This is a genomic window from Variovorax brevis (genome assembly GCF_030317105.1).
GTDB lineage: Bacteria > Pseudomonadota > Gammaproteobacteria > Burkholderiales > Burkholderiaceae_C > Variovorax > Variovorax brevis.
Genome location: NZ_JASZYG010000003.1, coordinates 684,419 through 709,653 on the forward strand (window position 1 = coordinate 684,419; position 25,235 = coordinate 709,653).

Here is a 25,235-nt window from a genome sequence, read left to right on the forward strand (position 1 = left end):
GGTGGGAAGTCTCGATAAACTGAACCGCGTATTTTAGGGAGTGGGGTCAAAGGCCCCAGGAGAACATGTCTTTCAAGGATTTGCCGGCCGAATCACGGCCGCGCGAAAAGCTCATCGCTCGCGGCCCGCAGGCGCTGGGCGACGCCGAATTGCTGGCGCTGCTGCTGCGAACCGGCATCGCCGGCAAGAACGTGCTGCAACTGGCGCAGGAGCTTCTGGACAGCTTTGGCGGCATTGCGGGCCTGCTGCACGCGAGCCTGGACGATCTCAAGCGCATCAAGGGTCTGGGCGGCAGCGCCAAGCGTGCCGAACTCAGCGCGGTGCTCGAACTCGCGCGCCGAGGAACGGCCGAGCGGCTGCGCGAGCGCGCGGTTTTCGACTCGCCGGACGCCGTCAAGCATTATTTGCAACTGCACATCGCGTCGCGGCCGCATGAGGTCTTTGCCGTGCTTTTCCTGGACGCGCAGCACCGGCTGATTGCGCTGGAAGAAATGTTTCGCGGCACGCTGACGCAAACCAGCGTCTATCCGCGCGAAGTGGTCATCCGCGCCCTGCACCTGCACGCGGCGGCGGTCGTGCTGGCGCACAACCATCCCAGCGGTTGCGCCGAGCCTTCGCGAGCGGACGAGGCGTTGACGCAGACGCTCAAGGCGGCCCTGGCCTTGATCGACGTGCGGGTACTCGACCACGTCATCGTGGGCCAGGGTGTGGCGCTGTCGATGGCCGAAAAAGGAATGGTGTGAACACCGGTCCCGTACGATGCGCTCAATGGCTGCCAAATCACCAAGTTTCAAAAATCTTTCGGACCTGAAAAGCATTCAGCGGTCGCTGGCCGAGCAGCGCGAGCGCGAAGCCGCGCAAGAGTTGGCGCGCGCTGCGCAGCAGAAGAAGCAACACGCCGACCAGAACCTTTTCTCGCGCGCCATCGGCAACACGCAACCGCTGCGCAAGAAGTCTGGCGTTTCGCTCGCGCCCGAGCCGCCTGCGCCGATTCCCGTTCAGCATCAGCTCGACGAACAGCGCGTGCTGCGCGAATCGCTTTCGGACGAATTCGACGTGACGACATTGCTTGACGCCGACGACGCGATGAGCTTTCGCCGGCCCGGCATCAACACCGACGTCACCCGCAAGCTGCGCGCCGGCGAGTGGTCGATCCAGCGCGAAATCGATCTGCACGGCATGCGCAGCGACGAAGCGCGCGAAGCACTCGCGGCTTTCATCCGCACCGCGCACAAGCACGGCATCCGCTGCGTGCGCGTGGTGCACGGCAAGGGACTCGGCTCGCCGGGCAAGCAGCCGGTGCTCAAGACCAAGGCCCAGCGCTGGCTGATCCAGAAGATCGAAGTGCTGGCCTTCGTGCAGGCCAAGCCGGCCGAGGGCGGTGCCGGCGCGCTGGTGGTGCTGCTGGCGCCCTCTTCGCGTTGATTCGTCCGCGACTGGCTCAGGCCAGATGCGACTTCAGCGGAATGGACGGGTCGGCCGCCACGGCCGGCGCCGGATTGCGCCCGGCTTCCAGGATCTTGCGGCTCATCATGTGGTCGACGGGCGTGTTGACCGACTCGACGCACGTCAGTTGTCCGTTGACGTAGTGCAGCAGCGAGAAGGCGGCTTCATTGGCGCCCGGCCGGCGCACGGTTTCGAGTCCGGGTGTGCCCTCGGCGGGCATCAGGCCGGCCATCTGCAGGCGCAAGCTGCCCTCGTCCGACCAGAACCACGGCACGGCGTCATGCGCACGCGGCGCACCGACGAGCGTGGCGACCGCGGTGCGGGCCTGGTCGTTGGCGTTCTGCACCGACTCCAGCCGCAAGGCGCGGCCGGCGCGGCGGTCGGGAAAGCGCGTGCAGTCGCCCACCGCCAGCACATGGGGGTCGCTGGTCTGCATGTTCTCGTCGACGACGATGCCATCCGCGCATTCGATGCCGGCCGCCTGCGCCAGCGCCGTCTCGGGCACGGCGCCGATGCCCAGCAGCAGCAAATCGATGGGCTGGCGAACGCCGTCGACTTCGATCGACACGAGGCGCGTGCCGTCGATCTCGAACCCGCCGGCAGTTGCGCCGAGGACGATGTCCATGCCCGCCGCGCGATGGGTCGCCAGCACGTGCGCTGAAAGCTCAGGCGACACGGCGCGGCCCAAAAGACGCGGCGCGCTCTCGATCACCCGGACCTGCTTGCCCAATGCAAGCGCCGTCGCAGCCACTTCGAGCCCGATGAATCCGCCGCCCAGCACGGTGACGTGCTGCGCCGCCGCCAGACGGTCGCGCAACTGGTGCGCCTCGTCAGCGATGCGCAAGGTCGCGACGTTTTCCAGCGTTGATGCCAAGGCGGGCAGGCGTCGCGCGCGCGTGCCGGTGGCGAGCACCAGCCGTTCCCACGGCAGCACGGCGCCGGAGCGAAGCGTGACGGTGCGTGCATCGCGGTCGATGGCGACGGCCGGGTCGCCCAGATGCATGGTGATGCCCGCCTCGCCGTACCAGCCTTGCGCCTTGTGCGGCTGCGTGGTCTGGTCCGCGCTCTTGAGGAAGGTCTTGGACAGCGGCGGCCGGTGGTAGGGCTCGCAGCTTTCCTCGGACACCAGGTGCACGCGGGCAGCCTGCCCGGCTTCGGCCAATCCGGCGCAAAGCTGCGCTGCGGCGTGGCCGCCGCCGATGATGACGATGGGATTCATGTTGTCTTTGCTCTCTTGATGATCTTGTTGTTGGCCCGCGGGGAGCCTGTCGCTCGCCGCTGACTCGCTTTGTCGCTTATTCGCCGCGATTGCGCATCCAGTCCGCGGTCTGGAAGAAACTGTTGCGAAGGCGCGCGCGCAGCGCTTCGGGCACGCCGGTTTCTCCCATGGCCTGGTCCATGCAGGCCAGCCACTCATCGCGCTCGCGGATGCCGATGCTGTGGCCGCCGATGCTGCGCGGCAAGTGGCGTGCGCGCAGCATGGGATGGCCAAAACGGTCGGTGTAGTGCTGCGGTCCGCCGAGCCAGCCGCACAGGAACCAGAACAGGCGCTGGCGCGCGTTCTCGAGCGTGTTGCCGTGCACGGCGCGCAGGGCGGCATAGGCCGGCTCCAGGTCCATCAGGTCATAAAAACGGTCGACCAGCGCCCGCACTTTTTCTTCGCCGCCGATCCATTCGAAAGGGGTATCGAACGGCAGCTTTTCTTCAATCTGCATGCCTTCGAGTATCGCGCCTTGCCAATCCACCCGCCGAAATGCGTGCATTTGTACTCAAAACGCCACGCCGGATGCAGAAGGCGTTTTGGCAAAAGTCAAGCGTCGTTAACAATTAGTAAAACTTTGGGTATCACCGTCATGGAAGTCTCTCGCCTGTTCGGACGCTTTCTTCGAATGCTGGGTCGCCTTCGCCCACGCGCTCGAAAGCCCGTGCGCAAGATGCCACGGGTGGTTGCCACGGCGCATGGGCCCATTCCGATGCCGGCCCGGAACCGGGAAATCAGGATGCCACCACCTCCGCCGGGCGTGTTCAGGCAGTCGCTTCGGGGAGAGTTGACGGAACATGGCATGCCGTCAGGGTTGGCGCCCCTTCGGCCCGAAGTGGCTGTCCCTGCAGTCCGCCCGGAGGCGATGGGCGACGCCGTAGCAGCGCGCAATGGTGGCGGTGCCGCCCAGGCACCGGCTGCGGCGAAGCTGCCACCGGTCGTGACGCCTCCCCTGTCTGGTCCGGAAGCGGAAGACGTTGTTGTTGCGCCAGTGGCGGCGCCCATTGTGGCTACGCCCGCGACGACCGCGCCTGTCATGGCTGAGCCCGCTGCTACTGCGACGGTTGTCGCGCCACCCGCTGTTGTCGAGCCACGCGCCCTTGCCGCGCCACCCGCCGTCGCCGCCCCACCCGTCGTTGTAGCGCCACCCGCCGTCGCCGCCCCCACGCCCGCTCCCATCGCCCGCCCCTCCGTCGATCTTCCGCCGCGGGCGTCCGCTGCGGCCCATTCCACCACGCCCCCTGCCACTGCGCCCCACGCCGCCGCAGCCGCCAAGTCACTGCGCTCGCTCGAAGAAGTCCGGGCCGATCTCGCCCGCCTTCGCGAAAGCGCCAAGGCGCGCCACGCCGCCGTAACCCCCACGCGCCCCCGGCGCGACAACGCCTTTGCCGCGACCGACTTCATGGACTTCAACAAGCCCGAGCCCAAGCCCGCGGACAACCCCGAGTCCAGCTTCGCGCCGACGGCCTTTCTCGACTTCGCCATCGTCAAACCGCCAACGCCTGAGCGTTGAAATCTGCACAGCGTCCGGTGCGGAAAACCGGAAAAGCGAACTTTCGTGTAATCGTCCGGAAACTCACAAAGTTTTACACTTTGAAGTGAGACATCGCTCACGCTGCAGCGGCCCGATCCCTGCAGCGAAAGGTGAAGCACCTCAGTGTGTGCAAACTGACGAAACCCGAAAGCCTTCCAGATGGAACACCGCAGCGCGACGACAGGCCCTGACAAGAAACACCGCCAAGGCCGCCCACCAGGCAGCGCATCCGCCCTGGCCCGGCTGACCGCCGCGCTCCTCCTGACGGCCGGCGCCTCAGCCCATGCGCTGGTGATCGGCGTGACGGAAGGTGTGACCTACCAGGCCACCGACAACCAGATCGAGGCGCGCTTCGAGCCCATCGCGGAAGTGCTCAGCAAGGCGCTCAAGCAACCGGTGACCTTCAAAGTCATGAGCAACTACAACAGCGCGCGCGCCGCGCTGAAGGACCAGCAGGTCGACATCGCCTTCGTCCACCCGGCGCACGTCGCCTTCGAGGCGACCAAGAGCGGCAAGTACAAGGCCGTTGCGTGGACCGCAGGCTTCACCGAATACAAGGTCTCTTTCCTGTGCAAGGACCCGCAGCCCATTTCCAACTGGAAAGACGTGGCGGGCAAGAGCCTTGTCATGCCCGATCCCGACTCCATCACCTCGGTCATCACGCGCGCCATGCTGCGTGAGCAAGGCTTGCAGGAGGGCACGGTGAAGGTGTCGAACACGCGCTACCAGGACGCCGTGCCCTTCTACGTGCAAAACGGTTTCACCGTCTATGGCGCGACGGCATCGGCCGGGGTCATCAAGGGCTGGAAGGCGGCGGGCGGCAAGACCTGCGCCGAATCGCGTGCCGTGCCGATCAAGCAATGGCTGGCATCGACCAAGCTGGACGCCGCCACGGCCACAGCGGTGCGAGAAGCGCTGCTCGACATGGCCCAATCCGACCTGGGCAAGCGCGCGCTCACCACATCGACTTATACGGGCTTCGTGGCGCCCTCGGCGGACATCGAGAAGACGCTGACAGCCTGGCTGGGCATCTGATATCGCGGTCGGTGGTTCGGTCAGCGGGCCCGCTTTGGCGGGCCCCCATAATCGTCGGGAGAACGCCTCCAGATCGAGACAACACGTGACCGACTCTTCGACCCCCTCTGCATCGGCGGCGACAGCGCTGCCCATCATCGACGTGAGCGCGCTGGTGACGCGAGGTGCAGACCGCGCCCATGTCGCCACGCAAATCGGCGCAGCCTGCCGCGCACACGGCTTCTTCTACATCACGGGCCACGGCGTCGACGAAGCGCTCGTGGCGCGTCTGGATGAACTCAGCCACCAGTTCTTCGAGCGCGACGAAGCGACCAAGATGCAATGGCGCATGGCGCTCGGCGGACGGGCGTGGCGCGGCTACTTTCCGCTGGCGGGCGAACTCACCTCCGGGCGGCCGGACTGGAAGGAAGGCCTCTACCTCGGCACCGAGCTGCCTGCCGACGACCCGCGGGTGCAGACGCGCACGCCGGTGCATGGCCCCAACCTGTTTCCCGACGTTCCGGGCATGCGGCAAACGATCCTCGACTACATCGACGCGGTGACGCAGGTGGGCCATCGGCTCATGGAGGGCATCGCGCTCAGCCTCGGCTTGCCCGAGAAATACTTTGAAGAGCGTTACACGCGCGACCCGCTGATCCTCTTTCGCATCTTCAACTACCCGACGCAGCCGGTGCCTCAGGGCCTGGACGTGCAGTGGGGCGTGGGCGAGCACACCGACTACGGCCTGCTGACCATCCTGCGACAGGACGACGTGGGCGGACTGCAGGTGCGCACACCCGAAGGCTGGATCGAGGCGCCGCCCGTGGCCAACGCCTTTGTCTGCAACATCGGCGACATGCTCGACCGCATGACGGGCGGGCTGTACAAGTCGACCCCGCACCGCGTGACGCGCAACACCTCGGGGCGTGACCGGCTGTCGTTTCCGCTGTTCTTCGACCCGAATTTCGACGCGCGCGTGCAGCGCATCGAAGGCCTGGCCGGCGCCGATGCGCTTGACGACAGCGCCGCACGCTGGGACCGCGCCAACGTGCATGCCTTCAACGGCCGCTACGGCGACTACCTGCTGGACAAGGTGTCGAAGGTGTTCCCGCAGTTGCGTGACGAAGTGCTGTAGCTTCTTGCTCCCTCTCCCACCGGGAGAGGGTTGGGGTGAGGGCACTGGGCGGTGGTGATGGCAAGGCTTGTTTCAGCGCCGCTGCCCCTTGCCATCTCCCAAAGGGAAGGCAGCTACTCCGCCGCCCGCCGCAACGTATCGACCACCGGCCGCCGCAGCACCTCGCGAAGCCCCCACCACCCAGCGCCAAGCGCCAGCACGGCACCCGTGATGGCACCGCCAATCGGCACCAGCGGCGACGCCGTCCAGGTGAACTCGAACACATAACGCGCCAGCGCCCATCCGATCACCGACGCGACGATGCTCGCCAGGAAGCCGGCCAGCAGGCCCACGCCGATCAACTCCGCGCGCTGCACTTGCCGCAACAAACTGGCCCGCGCACCCACGGCACGCATGATCGCGAACTCGCGCGCCCGCTCTTCACGCGTCGCACTGACCGCGGCGAAGAGCACCACCAATCCGGCCGCCAGCGTGAAGCCGAAAAGAAACTCCACCGCACGGATCACCTGGTCGAGCACGCGTTGCACCTGGCCGATGGTCGCGCTCATGTCGACGTTGGTGATGTTGGGATAGGTGCGCACCAGGGCGTTGTCGAAGCCCTTCACCTCCGGTGCGCGGAAGGCGCCCATGTAGGTCACCGGCACGTCCGGCAGCGACGCCACCGTGTACATCACGAAGAAGTTGGCGTGCAGCGATCCCCAGTCGACCTTGCGCAGCGAGGTGATGCGCGAGTCGTTCTGCATGCCACCGATGTCAAAGCGCAGCGTGTCGCCCAGCTTGAGGCCCAGCGTCTGCGCAATGCCGTCTTCCACGCTCATCTCGCCGGCGGCGTTGGGCGTCCACTGGCCTGCCGAGATGCTGTTGTGCGGCGGCGCTTCCGCGCTGTTGCTCAGGTTGAACTCGCGGTCGACCAGCCGCTTGGCGCGGTCTTCGATGTAGTCATCCGGCGTGACCGGTTTTCCGTTGATGGCGACCAGGCGCCCGCGGATCATGGGATACCAGTCGAACTTGTTCACGCCGTTGTCGCGCAAGGTCTTCTGGAAGGACTCGCTCTGGTCCGGCATGACGTTGATGACGAAGCGGTTGGGCGCATCGGGCGGCGTCGCGCGGCGCCAGCTCGAGACGAGGTCGGTGCGCAACAGCACCAGCAGGATCAGCGCCAACAAGCCCACGGCCAGCGCGCTCACCTGCACCACGGCATAAACCGGTCGCGCCGAGATCTGCCGCGTGGCCAGCACCAGCCAGCGCGGCGCGGTGCTCTCATTCACGCTGCGGCGCAGCAGCTTGACCGCGAACCAGCTGAGCAGCGCAAACACCGCCACAGCCGCTGCGAATCCGCCCACGGCGATGAGCCCGAGCTTCAGGTCGCTGCTGGCCGCCACGAGCAAGGCTGCAAAGCCGACGATGCCGATGCCCAGCACCGCCAGCGAGGCCGGCTTGAGATTGCCCACGTCGCGCCGGATCACGCGCAGCGGCGGCACCCTGGCCAACTGCAGCACGGGTGGCAAGCCAAAGGCAAAGAGCAGCGTCAGCCCCATGCCGAGCCCGAAGAGCACGGGCCAGATGGTCGGCGCCGGCAAGGAGCTTTCCACCAGCCCGGCCAGCAGCACGACGAAGGCATAGTGCACCGCAAAGCCGAGCAACACGCCGAGCGCGCTGGCCACGAGGCCGATGATGCCGAACTCGATGGCATAGGCGCCGGCAATGGTGTTCTGGCTCTGACCCAGCACGCGCAGCATCGCGCAGTCGTCCAGGTGGTTGGCTGCAAAGCCCCGCGCGGCCAGTGCGACCGCCACGGCTGACAGCAAGGCCGCCAGCAGCGCGACGAGGTTCAGGAATTTCTCGGCGCGGTCCAGCGTCTGGCGCATCTCGGGCCGACCGCTTTCAAAGGACTCCAGCCGCGCGCCGCGCACCTCGCCCTTCTTGAGCAGCGCGTCCGCCCAATCGGTGAATGACTTGACGCCCCGCGCATCGCCCGCGACGGCAAAGCGATAGCTCACGCGGCTGGCAGGTTGCACCAGTCCGGTGGCGGGCACGTCGGCCTGGTTGAGCATGACGCGCGGCGCAAAGCTCATGAAGCCGGCGCCGCGATCGGGTTCGAGCACGATGATGCGTGCAATGCGCAAGGCCGAATCGCCCAGCAGAAGCTTGTCGCCGAGCTTGAGCGCCAGCGATTCGAGCAGGGGACCGTCGACCCACACCTCGCCTGCCGCGGGAACATCGTGCGTGGACTCGCCCTTCTCTCCGGCCTGCGTGCTCGTCTGCAGGCTGCCACGCAAGGGGTAGCCCGCGGTGACCGCCTTGAGCGCGACCAGCTTGCTCGCCCCGCCCTGCTCGTCGCTGGCGCGGGCCATCGTGGGGAAGCCGTAGTTGGCCGTGGTCTGCAGCCCCAGCGCATGGGCGCGTTCGACAAAGGCCTTCGGTGTCGGGTTGTCGCTGGCAAGCACCGCATCGCCACCCAGCAACTGCCGCGCATCGCGCTGCAATCCGCCCTTCAGGCGATCCGCAAAAAAACCGACCGCCGTGAGCGCCGCCACCGCCAACAGCACGGCCACGATGAGTAGCCGCAACTCGCCCGCGCGCAGGTCTCGCCAAAGAGTGCGCCAGCCAAGGCGAAAGGAAGAAATGCTCATGGGCGCGCACCTTAGCGCAACTGCGTTCCTGCCACACGCGGGAAGGGATATCGTGCGCTTCATTTCTACAACGAGGAGACAAGGCATGCCCCAATACAACACCGTGCGCATCGACAAGGATGCCGCCAACCCGCGCATCGCGCGACTGCTGCTGAACCGGCCGGAGCGGCTCAACGCCATCAACGAAGACACGCCGCGCGAGATTCGCGCCGCCGTGGAATGGGCCAATGCGGACGACGAAGTCCACGTGATCGTGGTCGAGGGCGCCGGCAAGGGCTTTTGCGGCGGGTACGACCTAGGCATCTTCGGCTCCGGCAACATCGACCATCCCTGTCAGCAGGAGAAGTTCCCGTGGGATCCGATGGTCGATTACGCCTTCATGAAGCGCAACACCGACGACTTCATGAGCCTGTGGCGCAGCGCCAAGCCCACCATCGCCAAGGTGCATGGCTACGCCGCAGCCGGCGGCAGTGACATCGCGCTTTCGTGCGACCTGCTGGTCATGGCCGAGGACGCGCGCATCGGCTACATGCCCACGCGCGTGTGGGGCTGCCCCACCACCGCCATGTGGACCTATCGCCTCGGCCCGACACGCGCCAAACAGATGATGTTCACCGGCGACACGATCGACGGGCGCACCGCTGCCGACTGGGGCCTCGCCAACGAGGCCGTGCCTGTTGCCGAACTGGACGAAGCAACGATGCGGCTCGCAAGCCGCATTGCGGGCGTGCCGCGCAGCCACCTGGCCATGCACAAGATGGTCGTGAACCAGGTCATGCTCAACATGGGGCTGGAGCAGTCGCAGATGATGGCCACCGTGTTCGACGGCATCACGCGGCACAACCCCGAGGGCCTGTGGTTCCGCCGTTACGCGCAGGCCGAAGGCTTCAAGGCCGCGGTGCAGTGGCGCGACAGTGGCAAGCCGATTCCTGAGGGCGACGAGGCGCGCGAACTGATCGCGGCGATGGAGGCCGAAGCGCGGGCGCGCACGCCGCGTCCCGCCTGAGGCCGGTCAGGCAAATTTCGGGTTGACGTCCACCAGTTCCGGCTGCAGCACCAGCCGGTCCGCGCCCGCGTAGCAAACGAAGCGGCGATTGGTCGCACGCCCGATGGCGCACAGGCCCACGCGGTGCGCCACGTCGTAGCCCATCTGCGTCATGCCGCTGCGCGAGACGACGATGGGCACGCCCATCTGCGCGGACTTGATGACCATCTCACTGGTGAGCCGGCCGGTCGTATAGAAGACACGCGATGCGCCCAAGGCGCCCTCGCCTTTTGCGGGCTGCATCGCCATCCATCCGGCGATGGTGTCGATGGCGTTGTGGCGGCCGACGTCCTCGACAAAGCATTGCATCGATGCCTGCGTCCCGCCGGCTTCGTCGAGCGTGAACAGCGCGCAACCGTGCACCGAACCGGCGGACTTGTAGGTGCTTTCCTGAAGGCGGATGGCGTTGACCAGCGAATAGAGCAGCGCCTGCGTCATGCGCGTGTCGGGCAGCTTCAGCTTGTCGATGTCGGCCATCAGGTTGCCGAAGACGCTGCCCTGGCCGCAGCCGGTGGTCACGACCTTCTTCGCAGTGCGTTCCTCGATGCGGTCGATGCCGGCGTGGGTCTTGACGGCGGCCGCACCGACTTCCCAGTCGACGGTGATCGACTCGACATCGAAGACCGACTCGATCAGGCGCTGGTTCAGCAGATAGCCGAGCACAAGGAGTTCAGGCTGCGCACCGAGCGTCATCAACGTGACGAGCTCACGCCGATCAACGTAGATCGTCAGGTCGCGTTCGGCGGGAATCGATATCTGCCCGCGCTCGCCGCGCTCGTCGATGACCTCGACCTCGCGCGTGAGCGGCGCGCGCGCTGCCGTGAGCCGCGGCAGCGCATGGGCCTTGGTCATCGTCGGCAAGCTGTCATCACGCGGTTGCCGGCGCACGTGAATAGCCTTCGATGGCCGCCGGCGTGCCACCGGCCTGGATGCGTACCGCGCAGTACTTGAATTCCGGGATCTTGCCGAACGGGTCCAGCGCGGCGTTGGTCATCAGGTTGGCAGCCGCCTCGTAGTAGGCGAAGGGCACGAACACCGCGCCATGCGGCGTGCCGTCGTCGCGGCGCACGCGAATCGCCACCTCGCCGCGGCGCGACTGGATGGTGATGACGTCGCCCGGCTCCAGACCCATTTTCTGCAGGTCCGCCTGATGCATCGATGCCGTGGCGATCGGTTCGAGCGCATCGAGCACGGTGGCGCGGCGCGTCATGCTGCCGGTGTGCCAGTGCTCGAGTTGGCGCCCGGTGATGAGCACGAACGGGTATTCGGCATCGGGACGCTCGTCGGCAGGAATGATGTCCGCCGGCACGAGTCGCACACGGCCGTCCTGCGTCGGGAAGTTCTCGATGAACACCGTCGGCTGGCCGGGATCGTCCGCCGAGAGGCAGGGATAGGTCACGCTCGATTCGCGCTGCAGCCGCTCCCAGGTGATGCCGCTGATGGCAGCGTGCATCGCCTGGCGCATTTCCTCGTACACCGCGGCCACGCCGGATTCTTCCCCGGCGTAGTTCCACGCGAGGCCCATGCGCCTGGCGATCTGCTGGATGATCCACAGGTCGGGTTTCGCATCGCCGGGCGGGTTCACGGCGCGCTTGCCCAACTGCACCATGCGGTCGGTGTTGCTCACGGTGCCGGTCTTCTCCGGCCACGCGGTGGCGGGAAGCACGACGTCCGCGAGCCATGCGGTCTCGGTCATGAAGATGTCCTGCACCACCATGTGTTCCAGCGCACCCAATGCATGGCGTGCGTGGTTCAGGTCGGGATCGCTCATCGCGGGGTTCTCACCCATGATGTACATGCCGCGGATCTTGTGCGGATCGCTGTCGGGCGCGAGCGCCTTGTGCATGATCTCGACGACCGTGTAGCCGGGCGTCGCGTCGAGCTTGGTGTCCCAGAACTTTTCGAACCACTCGTGCGCGCCGGCATTGTCCACGCGCTGGTAGTTGGGGAACATCATCGGGATGAGCCCCGCGTCGCTCGCGCCCTGCACGTTGTTCTGGCCGCGCAGCGGATGCAGGCCCGAACCGGGTTTGCCGATCTGGCCGGTGACCGTCACAAGCGCAATCAGGCAACGTGCGTTGTCGGTGCCGTGCACGTGCTGGCTGATGCCCATACCCCACAGGACCATTGCGCCCTTGGCCTTGGCGAACTCCCGCGCCACTTCGCGGATCGTTTCGGCCGGGATGCCGCAGATCGGCTCCATGGCTTCGGGGCTGTAGCCCTTGACGTTTTCGCGCAGCGCGTCGAAGTTGCTGGCGCGATCGCGAATGAAGGCTTCGTCGACCAGCCCTTCGTCGATCACCGCGTGGATGAGCGCGTTGAGCATCGCGACGTCGGTGTCGGCCTTGAACTGCAGCGTGCGCCAGGCGTGCTTGCTGATGTCGGTGCGACGTGGATCGGCCAGCACGATCTTGGCGCCGCGCTTGGCGGCGTTCTTCATCCACGTCGCGGCCACCGGGTGGTTGGCCGTCGGGTTGGAGCCGATGATGAAGATCAGATCGGAATGATCGACGTCGTTGACCTGGTTGCTCACCGCACCGGAGCCCACGCCTTCGAGCAGCGCCGCGACGCTCGAAGCGTGGCACAGGCGCGTGCAGTGGTCCACGTTGTTGCTGCCGAATCCGGTGCGCACGAGCTTCTGGAACAGGTAGGCCTCTTCGTTGCTGCCCTTGGCCGAGCCGAAGCCGGCGAGCGACTTCACGCCATAGGCATCGCGCAACTGTTGCAACTTGCCGCCGGCGAGTTCCAGCGCTTCTTCCCAGCTCGCCTCGCGGAACACTTCGCTCCAGTGCGTGGGTTGTGCGCCGTCGATGTCCTTGGGGATGCCGGCCTTGCGGATCAGCGGCTTCGTCAGGCGCTGCGGATGGTGCGCATAGTCGAAGCCGAAGCGGCCCTTGACGCACAGGCGGCTGTGGTTGGCCGGGCCGTCGCGTCCATCGACGCTGACGATGATCTCGTCCTTGACGTTGTAGGTGATGAGGCAGCCCACGCCGCAGAAGGGGCACACCGAATCGACCTTGCGATCGACGATCTGCGAGCCGATCTGCGTCTTGGGCATGAGCGCGCCGGTCGGGCAGGCTTGCACGCATTCGCCGCAGGCCACGCAGGTGCTGTCGCCCATCGGGTCATCAAGGTCGAACACGATCTTGCTGTGCTCGCCGCGCATGGCGTAGCCGATGACGTCGTTGACCTGCTCTTCGCGGCAGGCGCGCACGCAGCGGTTGCACTGGATGCAGGCGTCGAGGTTGACGGCCATCGCGGGGTGCGAGATGTCGGCCTTGGGCTGCTCGCGGCGCAGGGCCTTGAGTTCGGGGCGGACGGTGATGCCGAGCTTGTCGGCCCATGCGCTGAGTTCGCCGTGTTGGCCGACTGGGGCAACGGAGGGGGGTGCGCCCCCACCCCAACCCTCCCCCGGAAGGGGAGGGAGGAAGTCCGGATTCGCTCCCTCCCCTTCCGGGGGAGGGTTGGGGTGGGGGCCAGCAGCCTTCCCCACACCCGCGTCATTCCATTTGTACCCAGCATCCGGCATGTCCGACAGCAGCATCTCCACTACCATCTTCTGGCTCTTGAGCGCCCGCTCGCTGTTCGCCTGCACTTCCATGCCAGCCGTCACATTGCGGCAGCAGCTCGGCGCCAGCGTGCGTTCGCCCTTCAGTTCGACCACGCAGGCCCGGCAGTTGCCGTCCGGACGCAAGCCTTCCTTGTAGCAAAGGTGCGGAATGTCGATGCCCGCCCGCTTCGCAGCGACAAGGATGGTCTCGCCCTCCAAAGCCTCGACCGTCCTCCCATCGAGCTTGAACTCAATGGTCTGCGGCATCAACTGCGCCAGGTTGGTCGGGGCGTTCATCGTGCCCCCACGCTTGTCACTGCGTGTACTGCGCTGCCCCCCGTGGGGGCTTTCAATTCTTGGGGCGGCCCGGCGAATTTCATGCAATCTCCTGCGGAAAATACTTCTGAATGCTGCGAATCGGATTCGGAGCCGCCTGCCCCAGCCCGCAGATCGATGCATCGCCCATCACCTGCGCGAGGTCTTCGAGCATCACGTTGTCCCAGACCGGCGCCTGCATCAAAGCGGCCGCTTTGCCCGTGCCCACCCGGCACGGCGTGCACTGACCACAGCTTTCATGTTCGAAAAAGCGCATGACGTTGAGCGCCGCATCGCGTGCCTTGTCATGCTGGCTCAGCACCATCACAGCGGCCGAGCCGATGAAGCAGCCGTAAGGTTGCAAGGTGTCGAAATCCAGCGGAATGTTGTTCATGCTCGCGGGCAGGATGCCGCCCGAAGCACCGCCCGGAAGGTACGCATGGAGCGTGTGCCCATCCAGCATGCCGCCACAGTATTCGTCGATGAGTTCCTGCACCGTGATGCCGGCCGGCGCCAGCTTGACGCCCGGAAACTTCACGCGCCCGCTCACGCTGAAGCTGCGCAGCCCCTTGCGTCCATTGCGGCCGAAGCCGCTGAACCACTGCGGGCCTTTTTCGACGATGTCGCGCACCCAGTACAGCGTCTCGAAGTTGTGCTCCAGCGTCGGCCGGCCGAAGAGGCCCACCTGCGCGATGTAGGGCGGGCGCATGCGCGGTTCGCCACGCTTGCCCTCGATGCTTTCAATCATCGCGGACTCTTCGCCGCAGATGTACGCGCCCGCGCCGCGCCGCAGTTCGATGGTCGGCAATGCGCAGGGCGGGTCGGCCTGCAGCTTGGCCAGCTCGGCTTCGAGCAGCGCGCGGCAGTCGTGGTATTCGTCGCGCAGGTAGACGTAGCAGGCATCGATGCCGACCGCCATGGCAGCAATCAGCAGCCCTTCCAGAAAACGGTGCGGATCGCGTTCGAGATAAGTGCGGTCCTTGAAGGTGCCGGGCTCGCCCTCGTCGATGTTGACGGCCATGAGCTTGGGAGCCGGCTGGTCTCGCACGATGCGCCACTTGCGCCCCGCCGGAAAGCCCGCGCCGCCCAGGCCGCGAAGGCCCGAGTCTTCCATGGCCTTGATGATGCCCTCGACGTCGCGCTGCTCGTTGACGAGCGCAGCGGCCAGCGCGTAGCCGCCGTGGGCCCGATAGCTCGCATAGTCTGTGAATGCGGGAATGGCCTCGACGGCATCCGGTGCCGGCGAGACGCTCTTTTCCGCGAGCTCGGCCGGCACGAATTGCGCCGTGGCACGCGGCGCCGGCTTCGATTCGAGCGCTTGCAGCACCTTGTCGGCGGTGGCCAGCGGAACCGCGCGCTGGTTCAACGCCACGGCGGGCGCCTGTTCGCAGCGGCCGATGCACGGCGCGGAAACGACGCGCACGTCGTCGTGGCCCGCAAGGCCAAGCAAGGCGGGCAGCCGCGCCAGCAGATCCTTTGCGCCGGCCAGTTCGCAAGACAAGCCGTCGCACACGCGCACGGTCAGGCCGGGCAGCGATTCATCGCCGCGCAGCACTTCGAAGTGGTGATAGAAGGTCGCGACCTCGTAGGCCTCGGCCATCGGAATGTTCATCAACGAAGCCAGCGCCACCAGGTGCTGGTCGCGCAGGCCGTTGAATGTGTCGTTGATGCGGTGCAAATGCTCGATCAGCAGGTCGCGCCGATAACCGTCATCCGGCCTGGGCCCGATGAGTTGCCTCACTTGTTCCAGCGCGTCGGCTTCGGGCTGACGGCCCTTGAGCTTGCTCTTGCGGCGAATGCGCTCGCGCAGTTCATCGGGCGTGGCGAGGGGAATCGCCTGGACTTCTTGTCGGGTGCCTGGGTATTGCATTTGCCTTGGACCTTTGGACTGGCCAAAACGGCCAGCCCCTTTGTCACTTTAGCGCGGGCCCACCGGGCCCGCGCTTGACTCACGTCACTATTAGCTGAAAAACTTTGCCGCGCTGATGAGCGTGCGGTAGACACCCCAGGCAAGGGGGATACCGACCGCGCCCCAGGCCAGCCACACCATGACGGGGCTGGTCACGCCCGACTCGGTGGAAGCGCCACCCACTTCGAGCGAGATGGCTTTTTCGTGCGCCAGCTTCTTTTCACGCGCAAGCTCTTCCTCGCTCATGAAGTGCTTGTCCGCCACCGGACGCACCAGCAGATTGCAGATCAGGCCGATGACCAGCATGCCGACCAGGATGTACATGGTCTGGTTGTAGACCTGTTCGCGCGGGATGCCAAGGCCGAGCTGGTATTCGCGCATGTAGTTCACCACCACCGGGCCGAGGATGCCGGCCGTGGCCCATGCCGTGAGAAGGCGGCCATGGATGGCGCCCACCATCTGCGTGCCGAACAGGTCGGCCAAATAGGCCGGCACCGTGGCAAAGCCGCCACCGTACATCGACAGGATGACGCAGACTGCGCCCACGAAGAGCAGCTTGCTGCCCGCCGCGGCGGAACCCGGGATGCTCGCGTACAGGATGCCACCCAGGATGAAGAAGATCGTGTAGGTCAGCTTGCGACCCAGCTTGTCCGACAAGCTGGCCCAGAAGAAGCGGCCGCCGATGTTGAAGAGCGACAGCAATGCCGCAAAGCCGCCCGCCACCGTCGCGATGGCGGCGAGTTGCGACTTGTCGAGCTCGCCGAACTTCTTGGCGACGCCGATCAGGTTGCCGCCGAACACTTCCTGCAGCATGGGCGAAGCCATGCCGATCACGCCGATGCCTGCGCTGACGTTCATCGTCAGCACCATCCACACCAGCCAGAACTGCGGGATGCCCCAGACCTTCTTCACGTGCACGTGACGCTGCGTGATCATGGCGTTGGTTGCTTTCGCCACGGGCGGCGTCCAGCCCTTGGGCGTCCAGCCGGTGGCCGGCACGCGGTAGCCGAAGGCGCCGGCCATCATGAACACGAAGTAGACGATGGCCATGACGACGAAGGTCTGCATCACGCCGACGTCGGTCGGGGTGGAGAAGTGCTTCATCAGGTCCACGGCAAGGGGCGAGCCGATCATCGCGCCGCCGCCAAAGCCCATGATCGCCATGCCGGTGGCCATGCCGCGACGGTCAGGAAACCACTTGATGAGCGTGCTCACGGGCGAGATGTAGCCCAGCCCCAGCCCGATGCCGCCGATCACCCCTGAGCCCAGGATCATCATCCAGAACTGGTGGGTGTGGATGCCCAGCGCCGAGAACAGCATGCCACCGCACCAGCACACCGCTGCCACGACACCCGCCTTGCGCGGGCCGGCGCGTTCGAGCCAGCCGCCCCACAACGCGGCCGCGCAACCCAGGAACACGAAAAAGAGGGTGTACATCCAGCCCAGCGTGGCGATGCGCCAGTCGCAGCCGGTGGCGAAGAGTTCTTCGATGAAACCCATGTCCCTGGGACATGCGGCGCCAACGCCTGCCGTGGTCAATGCCTTCGACAAGGGCAACCAGAACACCGAGAAGCCGTAGGCCATGCCGATGCAAAGGTGGATCGCGAGTGCCGCGGGGGGAACCAGCCAACGGTTGAAGCCGGGGCCGGCAATGATGCGCGCCTTGTCGAGCAAGCCCGGCTGGCCGCCCACGAGGTCATCGCCGGTCAAGACGCCGGCAGAAGTACTAGCCATGAATGTTTACTCCAGTGTTGTTATTTGCAATGCCCCTCTATGGAGGCACGCGCAGTTTGACGTGATTTGTAACCAAACGTCAATCACTGGAGCATAGTCGAATGACCCGGCTGCTTTGAACCCCAACGGGTGGGCGTTGGTCCGTCGTCGAAAAGACACGAACTTTCGTAATGTTGCGATGCGTGTCGACTTTTGCCTGTGGCCTGTGGCCTGTGCTGGTGTCGGGGGAGCGCCGCGGCAGGTGGTCTGCGGCGCGGGCTCATACCGGGGCGGTCGATGCTGCGCATCGACTGCACTCCGGTGCTCGGTCGCGGGGCGCGGTGCAGAACTCACTGCGCGCGCCTTCGGCGCGCTCCGTTCAAACAGCTGCACCGAGTCAGTTTACGAAGCGCGTGTCCTTCGGCACGCGCCGCCCCGCGCCCTGCGCTCCTCGTCGCCCCGGAAATCGCCCGCGCCGCAGATCACCTGCCGCGGCTGGACACGACGTGCTTGTTCAAAGAGGGGAAAGGAACGCCGTCCCGCTATGGCCGTTGGAGCGCACGTTGCGGGCGTTGCACCCCCACACCGTTTCCAGAGCAAAGGCGCCTGCGGGCCCGGCGTGACGCGCCTCTGCGGCGCCGAGAAGCGCAGCGCGACCGGCCTGCACGCGTGCCGAAGGACACGCGTGCTTCGTGATCTGACTTGCCGCGGCTGTTTGAGCAGAGTGAACGCAGTGAACGTCGCGAGTTCCGCGGCAGGCCGGGCGCGCGAGCATCGCAGGGAAGTCGGTGCGCAGCGCCGACCGCTGCAGTGGCGCGTCACGCCGGGCCCGCAGGTGCCTCTGCGTCGCGCGCAAACGAAGCAAACAACGGGCCCGCAGGTGCCCTTGCGTCGGGCGCGAACGCAGCAAACAACGGGCCCGCAGGCGCCTCGCGTGGGGCGCGAACGTCGCAAACAACGCCCCTTCCTGAAGAGGTATCAGTTCTCTCCAGCCAACGAAATCAGGTGTTCTTGCTCACCGTGATCGTCGGAAACTTCGCCGTGAAGTCCTTGGCCGTTTCCGCAATGCCAACCGCCACGCGGCGCGCCACGGCCTTGTAGATGCCGGCCACTTCACCGTCAGGATCGGCCGCCACCGTCGGCTTGCCGCTGTCGGCTTGCAGGCGGATGTTGATGTCCAGCGGCAGCGCGCCGAGGTAGGCCATGTTGTATTCGGCCGCCATCTTCTTGCCCCCTTCGGCGCCGAAGATGTGTTCGACGTGGCCGCAGTTGGAGCACACGTGCACCGCCATGTTCTCGACGATGCCCAGGATCGGCACGCCGACCTTCTCGAACATCTTGATGCCCTTCCTGGCGTCTAGCAGCGCGATGTCTTGCGGCGTGGTGACGATGACCGCGCCCGTCATGGGCACGCGCTGCGACAGCGTGAGCTGGATGTCGCCGGTCCCGGGCGGCAGGTCGACGATGAGGTAGTCGAGGTCTTTCCAGTTGGTCTGGCGAAGCAATTGCTCCAGCGCCTGCGTGGCCATGGGGCCGCGCCAGATCATGGCCTCATCCTGGTTGACCAGGAAGCCGATGGACATCACCTGCACGCCGTGGTTTTCCAGCGGCTCCATCGTCTTGCCGTCCACGCTCTCCGGGCGGCGGTCGATGCCCAGCATCATCGGCTGGCTGGGGCCGTAGATGTCTGCATCGAGCAGCCCGACGCTGGCGCCCTCAGCCGCCAGCGCCAGCGCGAGGTTGGCAGCCGTGGTGCTCTTGCCGACGCCCCCTTTGCCCGAGGCCACGGCGATGATGTTCTTGACGTTGGGCAGGAGCTGCACGCCGCGCTGGACCGCGTGGCTCACCACCTTGCTCGTGACGTTGGCGGTGACGGCCTTGACGCCCTCCACCGTCCGGGCTGCGGCAACGAGCGCGTCGCGCAGCGCCGGGATCTGGCTCTTGGCCGGATAGCCCAACTCGACGTCGAAAGACACTTCGCCGCCATTGACCAGCACGTTTTTCAACGACTTGGTGCTGACGAAATCCTTGCCGGTGTTGGGATCGAGAACTTGCTTGAGCGCCTGCGTGAGCGCTTCCTGTGTAACTGCCATGGGTGACTCCTGAATGGCAGCTAGTCTAGGGCTTGTGAATGAAGGTATCCGCGGACGCCGGGTGCCGACCGTTGCAACAAGGGGACATTGCGGGCAGCCCTCGAGGGCTGCAGATCAACGACCCACGTTCGCCTGAACCCAGCGCACGATGTCCGCTGCCCCCATCGCGCCGGCTTGCCGGGCCACCTCCCGGCCGCCCCTGAACAAGGCCAGCGTGGGGATGCTGCGAATGTTGAAACGGGTGCCCAGGGCCGGCACCGCCTCGGTGTCCACCTTGGCCAAGCGCATCTTCGGTTCAAGCTGGGCCGCGGCCTGTTCATAGGCCGGCGCCATCTGGCGACACGGACCGCACCACGGCGCCCAGAAATCGACGAGCACCGGAATCTCGTTGCGCCCGATGTGCCGATCGAAGGCCGCTTGATCCAGCGCCGTCGAATGGCCGGTGAAGAGCGCTTGGTGGCACTTGCCGCAGTCAGGCGCGCTGCCGAGCTGCGCAGCCTGCACGCGGTTGGTGGTATGGCAATGGGGGCACACGATGTGCAGCGGCGACGTGTCGTTCATGGCGCTGAACTGGGGCCGCCGACCCGAAAATCAAGTCGCCGCCCCGCGCGTGCAACAGCCCCCACCCACCTACTTGATGGCCGGCGACTTCTTTTGCGCGCCGACGACGAGCACCAGCAACGCGCCGCACACCAGGTAGGCCACCATCACGACATACATGCTGGCCGTGCCGCTGCCGGTCGCCTTGGTGATGGCCGCGTTGATCGACGGGCTCACGGCCGGTCCGAACGCGCCCAGGCTGCTGATGAATGCAATGCCGCCGGCGGCAGACGACTTGGGCAGGTAGGAGGAGACGGCCGTCCAGAACAGCGGCGTGGCACCCGCCATGCCGATCATCGCCACCGACAGCGCAGCAAGAGAGCCGACGAGATTGCCGGTGGTCACGGTCGTCAGCCCCAGACCGATGGCGGCCAGCAGGGTGCACACCATGTAGTGCATGCGGCGTTCACCGGTCCTGTCGGAGTTGCGGCCGATGAACACCATCCCGACCACGGCGATCGCGTTGGGAATGGCGGCCAGCAAGCCCACCATCAGGACGTCCTTGACGCCCCAGCTCTGGATCAGCGTGGGCGTCCAGAAAATGATCGTGTAGGCACAACCGAGCAGCAGGAAGTACGACAGCGCAAACACATAGACCTTCGGATCGCGCATCACCTGGCCGAACGAGTGGCCTCCGTTGGTGCCGGTGTCGACGTCCATTTCGAGGTTGTAGTGCAGCAGGTTCTTCTCTGACGCACTGAGCCACTTGGCCTGCGCCGGCTTGTCGTCCAGCCACAGGAACACCAGAACGCCCAGGATCGCAGCGGGCACGCCCTGCGTCAGGAAGAGCCATTGCCAGCCGTGCCAGCCGTTCCACCCATCCATGTATTTCAGGGTGGCGCCGGAGATCGGCCCCGCCACCACGCTGATCAGCATGGTCGCCGACATGAAGATCGCGATCACCTGGCCACGCCGGATCGACGGATACCAGTAGGTGAAGTAAAGGATGACGCCAGGAAAGAAGCCCGCCTCGCATGCCCCAAGGATGAAGCGGACGATGTAGAACTGTGTGGGCGTCGTGACGTACATCATTCCCGCGGCGCAGATCCCCCACAGCACCATGATGCGCAGCATGGTCTTGCGCGCGCCGATTTTCGTCAGCATCAGGTTGCTCGGGACTTCGAAGATCAGGTAGCCGACGAAGAACATGCCGGCGCCCAGCGCGTAGACCTCGTTGCTCCAGGGCAGCGTCTGCTTCATCCCCAATTGCGCGTAGCCGATGTTGACCCGGTCGAGGTACGCGATCATGTAAGAGATCAGCAAGATGGGCAGGAGTCGCCAACCCACCTTCTTGTACAAGGCATCCACTCTTCCGAGTTCGGCTGGCGTCGGCTGGGTCGCCGACCCTACTGTCACACTTGTGTTCACTGGTTCGTCTCCTTGAGTTTGTGCCGCTCCGCAGCGGTCGTTTTGACAGGGCGCGGGATTGCCGCCCGTGAATTTCTGCCTGCTGTGGCCTCAAGGTGCTGCCCGGTGCATGCGCGCATGCGGCAGCGCAGTCCGATCGAGGGACTGCAAGGGCCTGAGGCGGCTCCGTGCTGGAGCTGCAATTCGGTGTTCGGGGCGGTCGCGCCTAGGCCCGTCGGGCACGTCGCCTGTGCGGCGATCTGGCGATCTGCAATGACTGGAGGTGCTGGGGGATTTCAGCCGGGCGGCTGATGGCGAGGCCTTGCCGGAAGGCTCGCTGCTTCGGCAACGCTTGATCGGCAGTCTTCGACGACTGCGACAAACGGCCCACGATTTGCTCGTTCATACCTGGCTCCCTGTCTCACTTATTGTTCTGGACGAGGCGTCCCCCCGACCGCAGCGGATGGTAGGGACGCTGGAAGAATCACGCAATCGCTTGGTGCGTATCAAGTCCCGCTGGTGACAGTCAGACGGAACTCACCCGAGACGCGGGCATCCCTGCCCGCGCCTCCTTCCCGAAGCGGACGGCCTCAGGCGAAGATCACTTGCCCGTTGGTGTATTCCTTGAGGCCATCTTCCGTGAACTCCACGCCGATGCCCGAGGACTTGACGCCGCCAAAAGGCGCGTTGGGCTGGAGGGCACCGTGCTTGTTGATCCACACCGAGCCGGTTTCCATGCGCGCAGCAACGCGCTTGGCATGCTCGATGTCGCTCGACCACACCGATCCGCCCAAGCCGTTTTCACTCTGGTTGGCCGCGCGGATCGCCTCGTTGACGTCGGTGTAGCGAATCACCGGCAACGCGGGGCCGAACTGCTCTTCGTCCACCAGTGCGTCGCCGTTCTTGAGCCCGGCCACGATGGTGGCGGGATAGAACAGGCCGTCGGCCGGCTCGCCGCCGATGAGCACATCACCCTTTTTCTTCGCGTCGGCCACCAGGCGCGACACGATGTCGAACTGGGCACGGTTTTGCACCGGGCCCAGCAGGCTCGTTTCGTCCATGCCGTCGCCCATGCGAATGTTGCGCGCAAAAGAAACGAGGTGCTCGCAAACGTCGTCATGGATGCTGTCGTGCACGTACAGGCGCTTCATCGCCGCGCAGGTCTGGCCGTTGTTGATGAAGCCGCCCCAGAAGAGCCCTTCGGCGATGGCCTTCGGGTTGGCGTCGGGCAGCACGATGCCGGCATCGTTGCCGCCGAGTTCCAGCGTCAGCCGCTTGAGCGTCTGCGCGGCCGAGGCCATGACACGCTTGCCAGTGCCGGTGGAACCCGTGAAGACGATCTTGCGGATGTCGGGATGCGCCGACATCTCGGCGCCGAGGTTGGAGGTCGAATCGTCGCAGCTCACACTGTTGAACACGCCGGCCGGCAGCACTTCGTTGAGCAGTTCGACCATGCGCAGCGTGGCCAGCGGCGTGTTGGGCGATGGCTTGATGACCACCGTGTTGCCGGTGCGCAATGCGGGCAGCACGTGCCACACGGCGATGAGCACCGGGTAGTTCCACGGCGTGATGGAGCCCACCACACCCAGGGGTCGGCGATGCAGTTCGATGCGACCCTGCTCGTTGTCCTGCAGCGTGCGCATCGGCAGCGACAACCCGGCCGTGTAGCCCGACCATGCACCCGCGCCGCCCACTTCGAAGCGCGAACCCAGTCCGTTGAGCGGCTTGCCCTGCTCTTGCGTGATGAGCGCGGCAAGTTCCTCGGCGTGGGCATTGATCTTGTTGGTGACGGCCATGCAGGCCTCGGCCAGCTCCGCATCGGACTTTTGCGACCAGCTCTCGAAGGCCGACTTGGCCGCTGCCACGGCGGCGTCGAGATCGGCGCGCGAGCCGTTGGGGGCGGTGCCGATCACCTGCCCGGTCGACGGGTTGCGAACGTCGAATCTCGCGTTGCCTGCGACGGCGCGACCGCCGATGGTCATGTTGGCTTGATGCATGTTGTGTCTTCTCCTTGGATCTTGGTAAAAGTAATACTTAAGTAAACAGCCGTACTAGGATAACAGCGGGCTGCGGCGTGCCGTGTAGCCGCTGGCTTGCTCGTAGGCATGACCGATCTGAAGCACCGAAAGATCGGCCTGGGCTTTGCCCATGACCTGCAGGCCCATGGGCAACCCGCTTGGCCCGAAGCCCGCCGGCACGCTCAGCGCCGGCACACCCGCCAGCGTGCCGCCCACCACCACTTCCATCCAGCGGTGGTAGGTGTCCATGGCCTTGCCGTTGATGCTCTTGGGCCAGTCGAGCTTGGCGTCGAAGGGGAACACCTGGGCGGAAGGCAGCACGAGATAGTCGAAGCGCTCGTACAGCTTGTTGAGTGCCTGGTACCACGCCGAGCGATCGGCCGAGGCCTTGTACACATCGCGGCCGCTGAGCTTCAGGCCGTTTTCGATTTCCCACACGGCTTCGGGCTTCATCATGGCGCGCAGCTTCGGGTCGTCGTATAGCCCGCCCGCCACACCGGCCAGGAGGAAGCCGCGCATGGTCAGCCAGGTCGCCCAAAGCTTTTCCATCGGGAAGTCGGGCTGCACGGCCTCGACCTTGCAGCCGATGGTCTCGAAATGCTTCAGCGCGGCGGTGCAGGTTTCCATGACGCCCGGCTCCATCGGCAGGTAGCCGTTGTAGTCGCCGAGCCAGCCCACGCGGGCGCCCTTGAAGTCCCTGGCCAGTGGCTTGGCGAACACGGCCGCGTCCTGATCGATGGACAGCGGCGTGCGCGCATCGAAACCGGCCTGCACCGACAGCAGCATCGACAGGTCCTGCACGGTGCGGCCCATCGGCCCTTCGTAGCCCAACTGCTGGATGAACACTTCGCTGGTCGGGCCGAAGGGCACGCGCCCGAACGAAGGACGGAAACCGAAGACGTTGTTCCAGCCGGCCGGATTGCGCAGCGACCCCATCATGTCGCTGCCATCGGCCACGGGCAGCATGTCCAGCGCGAGCGCCACCGCCGCGCCGCCGCTGCTGCCGCCGGCGCTCTTGGTCACATCGTATGCGTTGGTGGTCGTTCCGAACACCGTGTTGTAGGTGTGCGAGCCCAAGCCGAATTCCGGCGTGTTGGTCTTGCCGACCAGCACCACGCCCGACTTGCGAACACGCTCGACGATGATCGAATCCGCCTTCGGCACGTTGTTCTTGAGGATGGGCGAGCCCTGCGTCGTGAGGATGCCCGCCGTGTTCGTCAGGTCCTTGGGCGCCTGCGGAAAGCCATGCATCCAGCCGACGCGCTGGCCGCCCTTGATCGCGCTCGCCAACTGGGTGTCGCGCTCGGCCGCCTGTGCCATCAAGCCGTCGCGTGCTTGCACGGAAACGATGGCATTGACCTTCGGGTTGAGCCGGTCGATCTGCCCGAGGTAAGCCGTCATCACTTCGACGCACGACACGCTGCGTGAGTGGATGGCCTTGGACAGCTGCACCGCATTCCATCCAGTGATCTCGTTGGGCCGGGCGGCCGCGTGGGCCGATGCCGCAACCGCCGTGAGCGGTGCAGCGAGCACGGCCGCGCCCATCTTGAGGAATTCGCGGCGGTCGCTACCGCCTGCCAGTGCTGACTGGCCTTGTGCTTCTTGCATGGGAGCTCCTGAAG

General features: G+C 65.8%; 18 protein-coding genes. 6 read left to right on the plus strand and 12 right to left on the minus strand.

Annotated features, from left to right (window positions below; all coding sequences use genetic code 11):
• Positions 1-65 precede the first annotated feature (65 nt).
• Positions 66-743, plus strand: coding sequence for a RadC family protein (gene radC / locus QTI66_RS12050; RefSeq protein ID WP_286559741.1), 678 nt, complete (start codon positions 66-68; stop codon positions 741-743).
• A gap of 25 nt (positions 744-768) precedes the next feature.
• Positions 769-1,425, plus strand: a complete 657-nt coding sequence (locus QTI66_RS12055; protein ID WP_286559742.1) for a Smr/MutS family protein — start codon at positions 769-771, stop codon at positions 1,423-1,425.
• Positions 1,426-1,441: 16 nt separating this feature from the next.
• Here QTI66_RS12055 and QTI66_RS12060 read toward each other — a convergent pair whose 3' ends face one another.
• Both QTI66_RS12060 and QTI66_RS12065 read right to left on the minus strand, forming a co-directional pair.
• Positions 1,442-2,665 (minus strand): NAD(P)/FAD-dependent oxidoreductase, encoded by a 1,224-nt coding sequence (locus QTI66_RS12060; RefSeq protein ID WP_286559743.1) that lies wholly within the window; start codon positions 2,663-2,665, stop codon positions 1,442-1,444.
• Positions 2,666-2,741: 76 nt separating this feature from the next.
• Positions 2,742-3,161 carry a group II truncated hemoglobin gene (locus tag QTI66_RS12065; RefSeq protein WP_286559987.1) on the minus strand — a complete coding sequence of 140 codons (420 nt, stop codon included), beginning with the start codon at positions 3,159-3,161 and terminating at the stop codon, positions 2,742-2,744.
• A 411-nt stretch (positions 3,162-3,572) separates the two neighbouring features.
• Between QTI66_RS12065 and QTI66_RS12070 the strand changes: the two genes are divergently transcribed.
• The 3 genes from QTI66_RS12070 (at position 3,573) to QTI66_RS12080 (ending at position 6,390) form a co-directional block, all read left to right on the plus strand.
• Complete coding sequence (locus QTI66_RS12070; RefSeq protein WP_286559744.1) at positions 3,573-4,220, plus strand: hypothetical protein; 648 nt, start codon at positions 3,573-3,575, stop codon at positions 4,218-4,220.
• 180 nt (positions 4,221-4,400) lie between these two features.
• On the plus strand, positions 4,401-5,276 hold the full coding sequence (locus QTI66_RS12075) for a phosphate/phosphite/phosphonate ABC transporter substrate-binding protein (RefSeq protein WP_286559745.1): 876 nt from the start codon (positions 4,401-4,403) through the stop codon (positions 5,274-5,276).
• A gap of 85 nt (positions 5,277-5,361) precedes the next feature.
• Positions 5,362-6,390 (plus strand): isopenicillin N synthase family dioxygenase, encoded by a 1,029-nt coding sequence (locus QTI66_RS12080; protein WP_286559746.1) that lies wholly within the window; start codon positions 5,362-5,364, stop codon positions 6,388-6,390.
• A gap of 113 nt (positions 6,391-6,503) precedes the next feature.
• Here the strand turns inward: QTI66_RS12080 and QTI66_RS12085 are convergent, their stop codons facing one another.
• Positions 6,504-9,023, minus strand: coding sequence for an ABC transporter permease (locus QTI66_RS12085; protein WP_286559748.1), 2,520 nt, complete (start codon positions 9,021-9,023; stop codon positions 6,504-6,506).
• 85 nt (positions 9,024-9,108) lie between these two features.
• Between QTI66_RS12085 and QTI66_RS12090 the strand changes: the two genes are divergently transcribed.
• The gene (locus tag QTI66_RS12090; RefSeq protein ID WP_286559749.1) at positions 9,109-10,029 is read left to right on the plus strand and encodes a crotonase/enoyl-CoA hydratase family protein; all 921 of its coding nucleotides are present in this window, start codon (positions 9,109-9,111) and stop codon (positions 10,027-10,029) included.
• 6 nt (positions 10,030-10,035) lie between these two features.
• On the opposite strand, the gene QTI66_RS12095 is transcribed toward QTI66_RS12090, so the two are convergent.
• The 9 genes from QTI66_RS12095 to QTI66_RS12135 all read right to left on the minus strand — a co-directional run bounded on the left by QTI66_RS12095 (position 10,036) and on the right by QTI66_RS12135 (position 25,221).
• A complete protein-coding gene (locus QTI66_RS12095; RefSeq protein WP_286559750.1) occupies positions 10,036-10,920 on the minus strand; it encodes a formate dehydrogenase accessory sulfurtransferase FdhD in 885 nt (294 codons plus the stop codon).
• A 16-nt stretch (positions 10,921-10,936) separates the two neighbouring features.
• Complete coding sequence (fdhF, locus tag QTI66_RS12100) at positions 10,937-13,915, minus strand: formate dehydrogenase subunit alpha (RefSeq protein WP_286559751.1); 2,979 nt, start codon at positions 13,913-13,915, stop codon at positions 10,937-10,939.
• A 79-nt stretch (positions 13,916-13,994) separates the two neighbouring features.
• Positions 13,995-15,803: an NADH-ubiquinone oxidoreductase-F iron-sulfur binding region domain-containing protein gene (locus QTI66_RS12105; protein WP_286559752.1), complete on the minus strand. Its 1,809-nt coding sequence runs from the start codon at positions 15,801-15,803 to the stop codon at positions 13,995-13,997.
• A gap of 90 nt (positions 15,804-15,893) precedes the next feature.
• A complete protein-coding gene (locus QTI66_RS12110) occupies positions 15,894-17,576 on the minus strand; it encodes an OFA family MFS transporter (protein WP_286559753.1) in 1,683 nt (560 codons plus the stop codon).
• A 980-nt stretch (positions 17,577-18,556) separates the two neighbouring features.
• The gene (gene apbC / locus QTI66_RS12115; protein WP_286559754.1) at positions 18,557-19,648 is read right to left on the minus strand and encodes an iron-sulfur cluster carrier protein ApbC; all 1,092 of its coding nucleotides are present in this window, start codon (positions 19,646-19,648) and stop codon (positions 18,557-18,559) included.
• Between the two features lie 114 nt (positions 19,649-19,762).
• Positions 19,763-20,209: a thioredoxin TrxC gene (trxC, locus tag QTI66_RS12120; RefSeq protein ID WP_286559755.1), complete on the minus strand. Its 447-nt coding sequence runs from the start codon at positions 20,207-20,209 to the stop codon at positions 19,763-19,765.
• Between the two features lie 69 nt (positions 20,210-20,278).
• A complete protein-coding gene (locus QTI66_RS12125) occupies positions 20,279-21,616 on the minus strand; it encodes an MFS transporter (RefSeq protein ID WP_286559756.1) in 1,338 nt (445 codons plus the stop codon).
• Positions 21,617-22,185: 569 nt separating this feature from the next.
• Complete coding sequence (locus tag QTI66_RS12130; protein ID WP_286559757.1) at positions 22,186-23,592, minus strand: aldehyde dehydrogenase family protein; 1,407 nt, start codon at positions 23,590-23,592, stop codon at positions 22,186-22,188.
• A gap of 54 nt (positions 23,593-23,646) precedes the next feature.
• Positions 23,647-25,221: an amidase gene (locus tag QTI66_RS12135; RefSeq protein ID WP_286559758.1), complete on the minus strand. Its 1,575-nt coding sequence runs from the start codon at positions 25,219-25,221 to the stop codon at positions 23,647-23,649.
• Positions 25,222-25,235 lie beyond the last annotated feature (14 nt).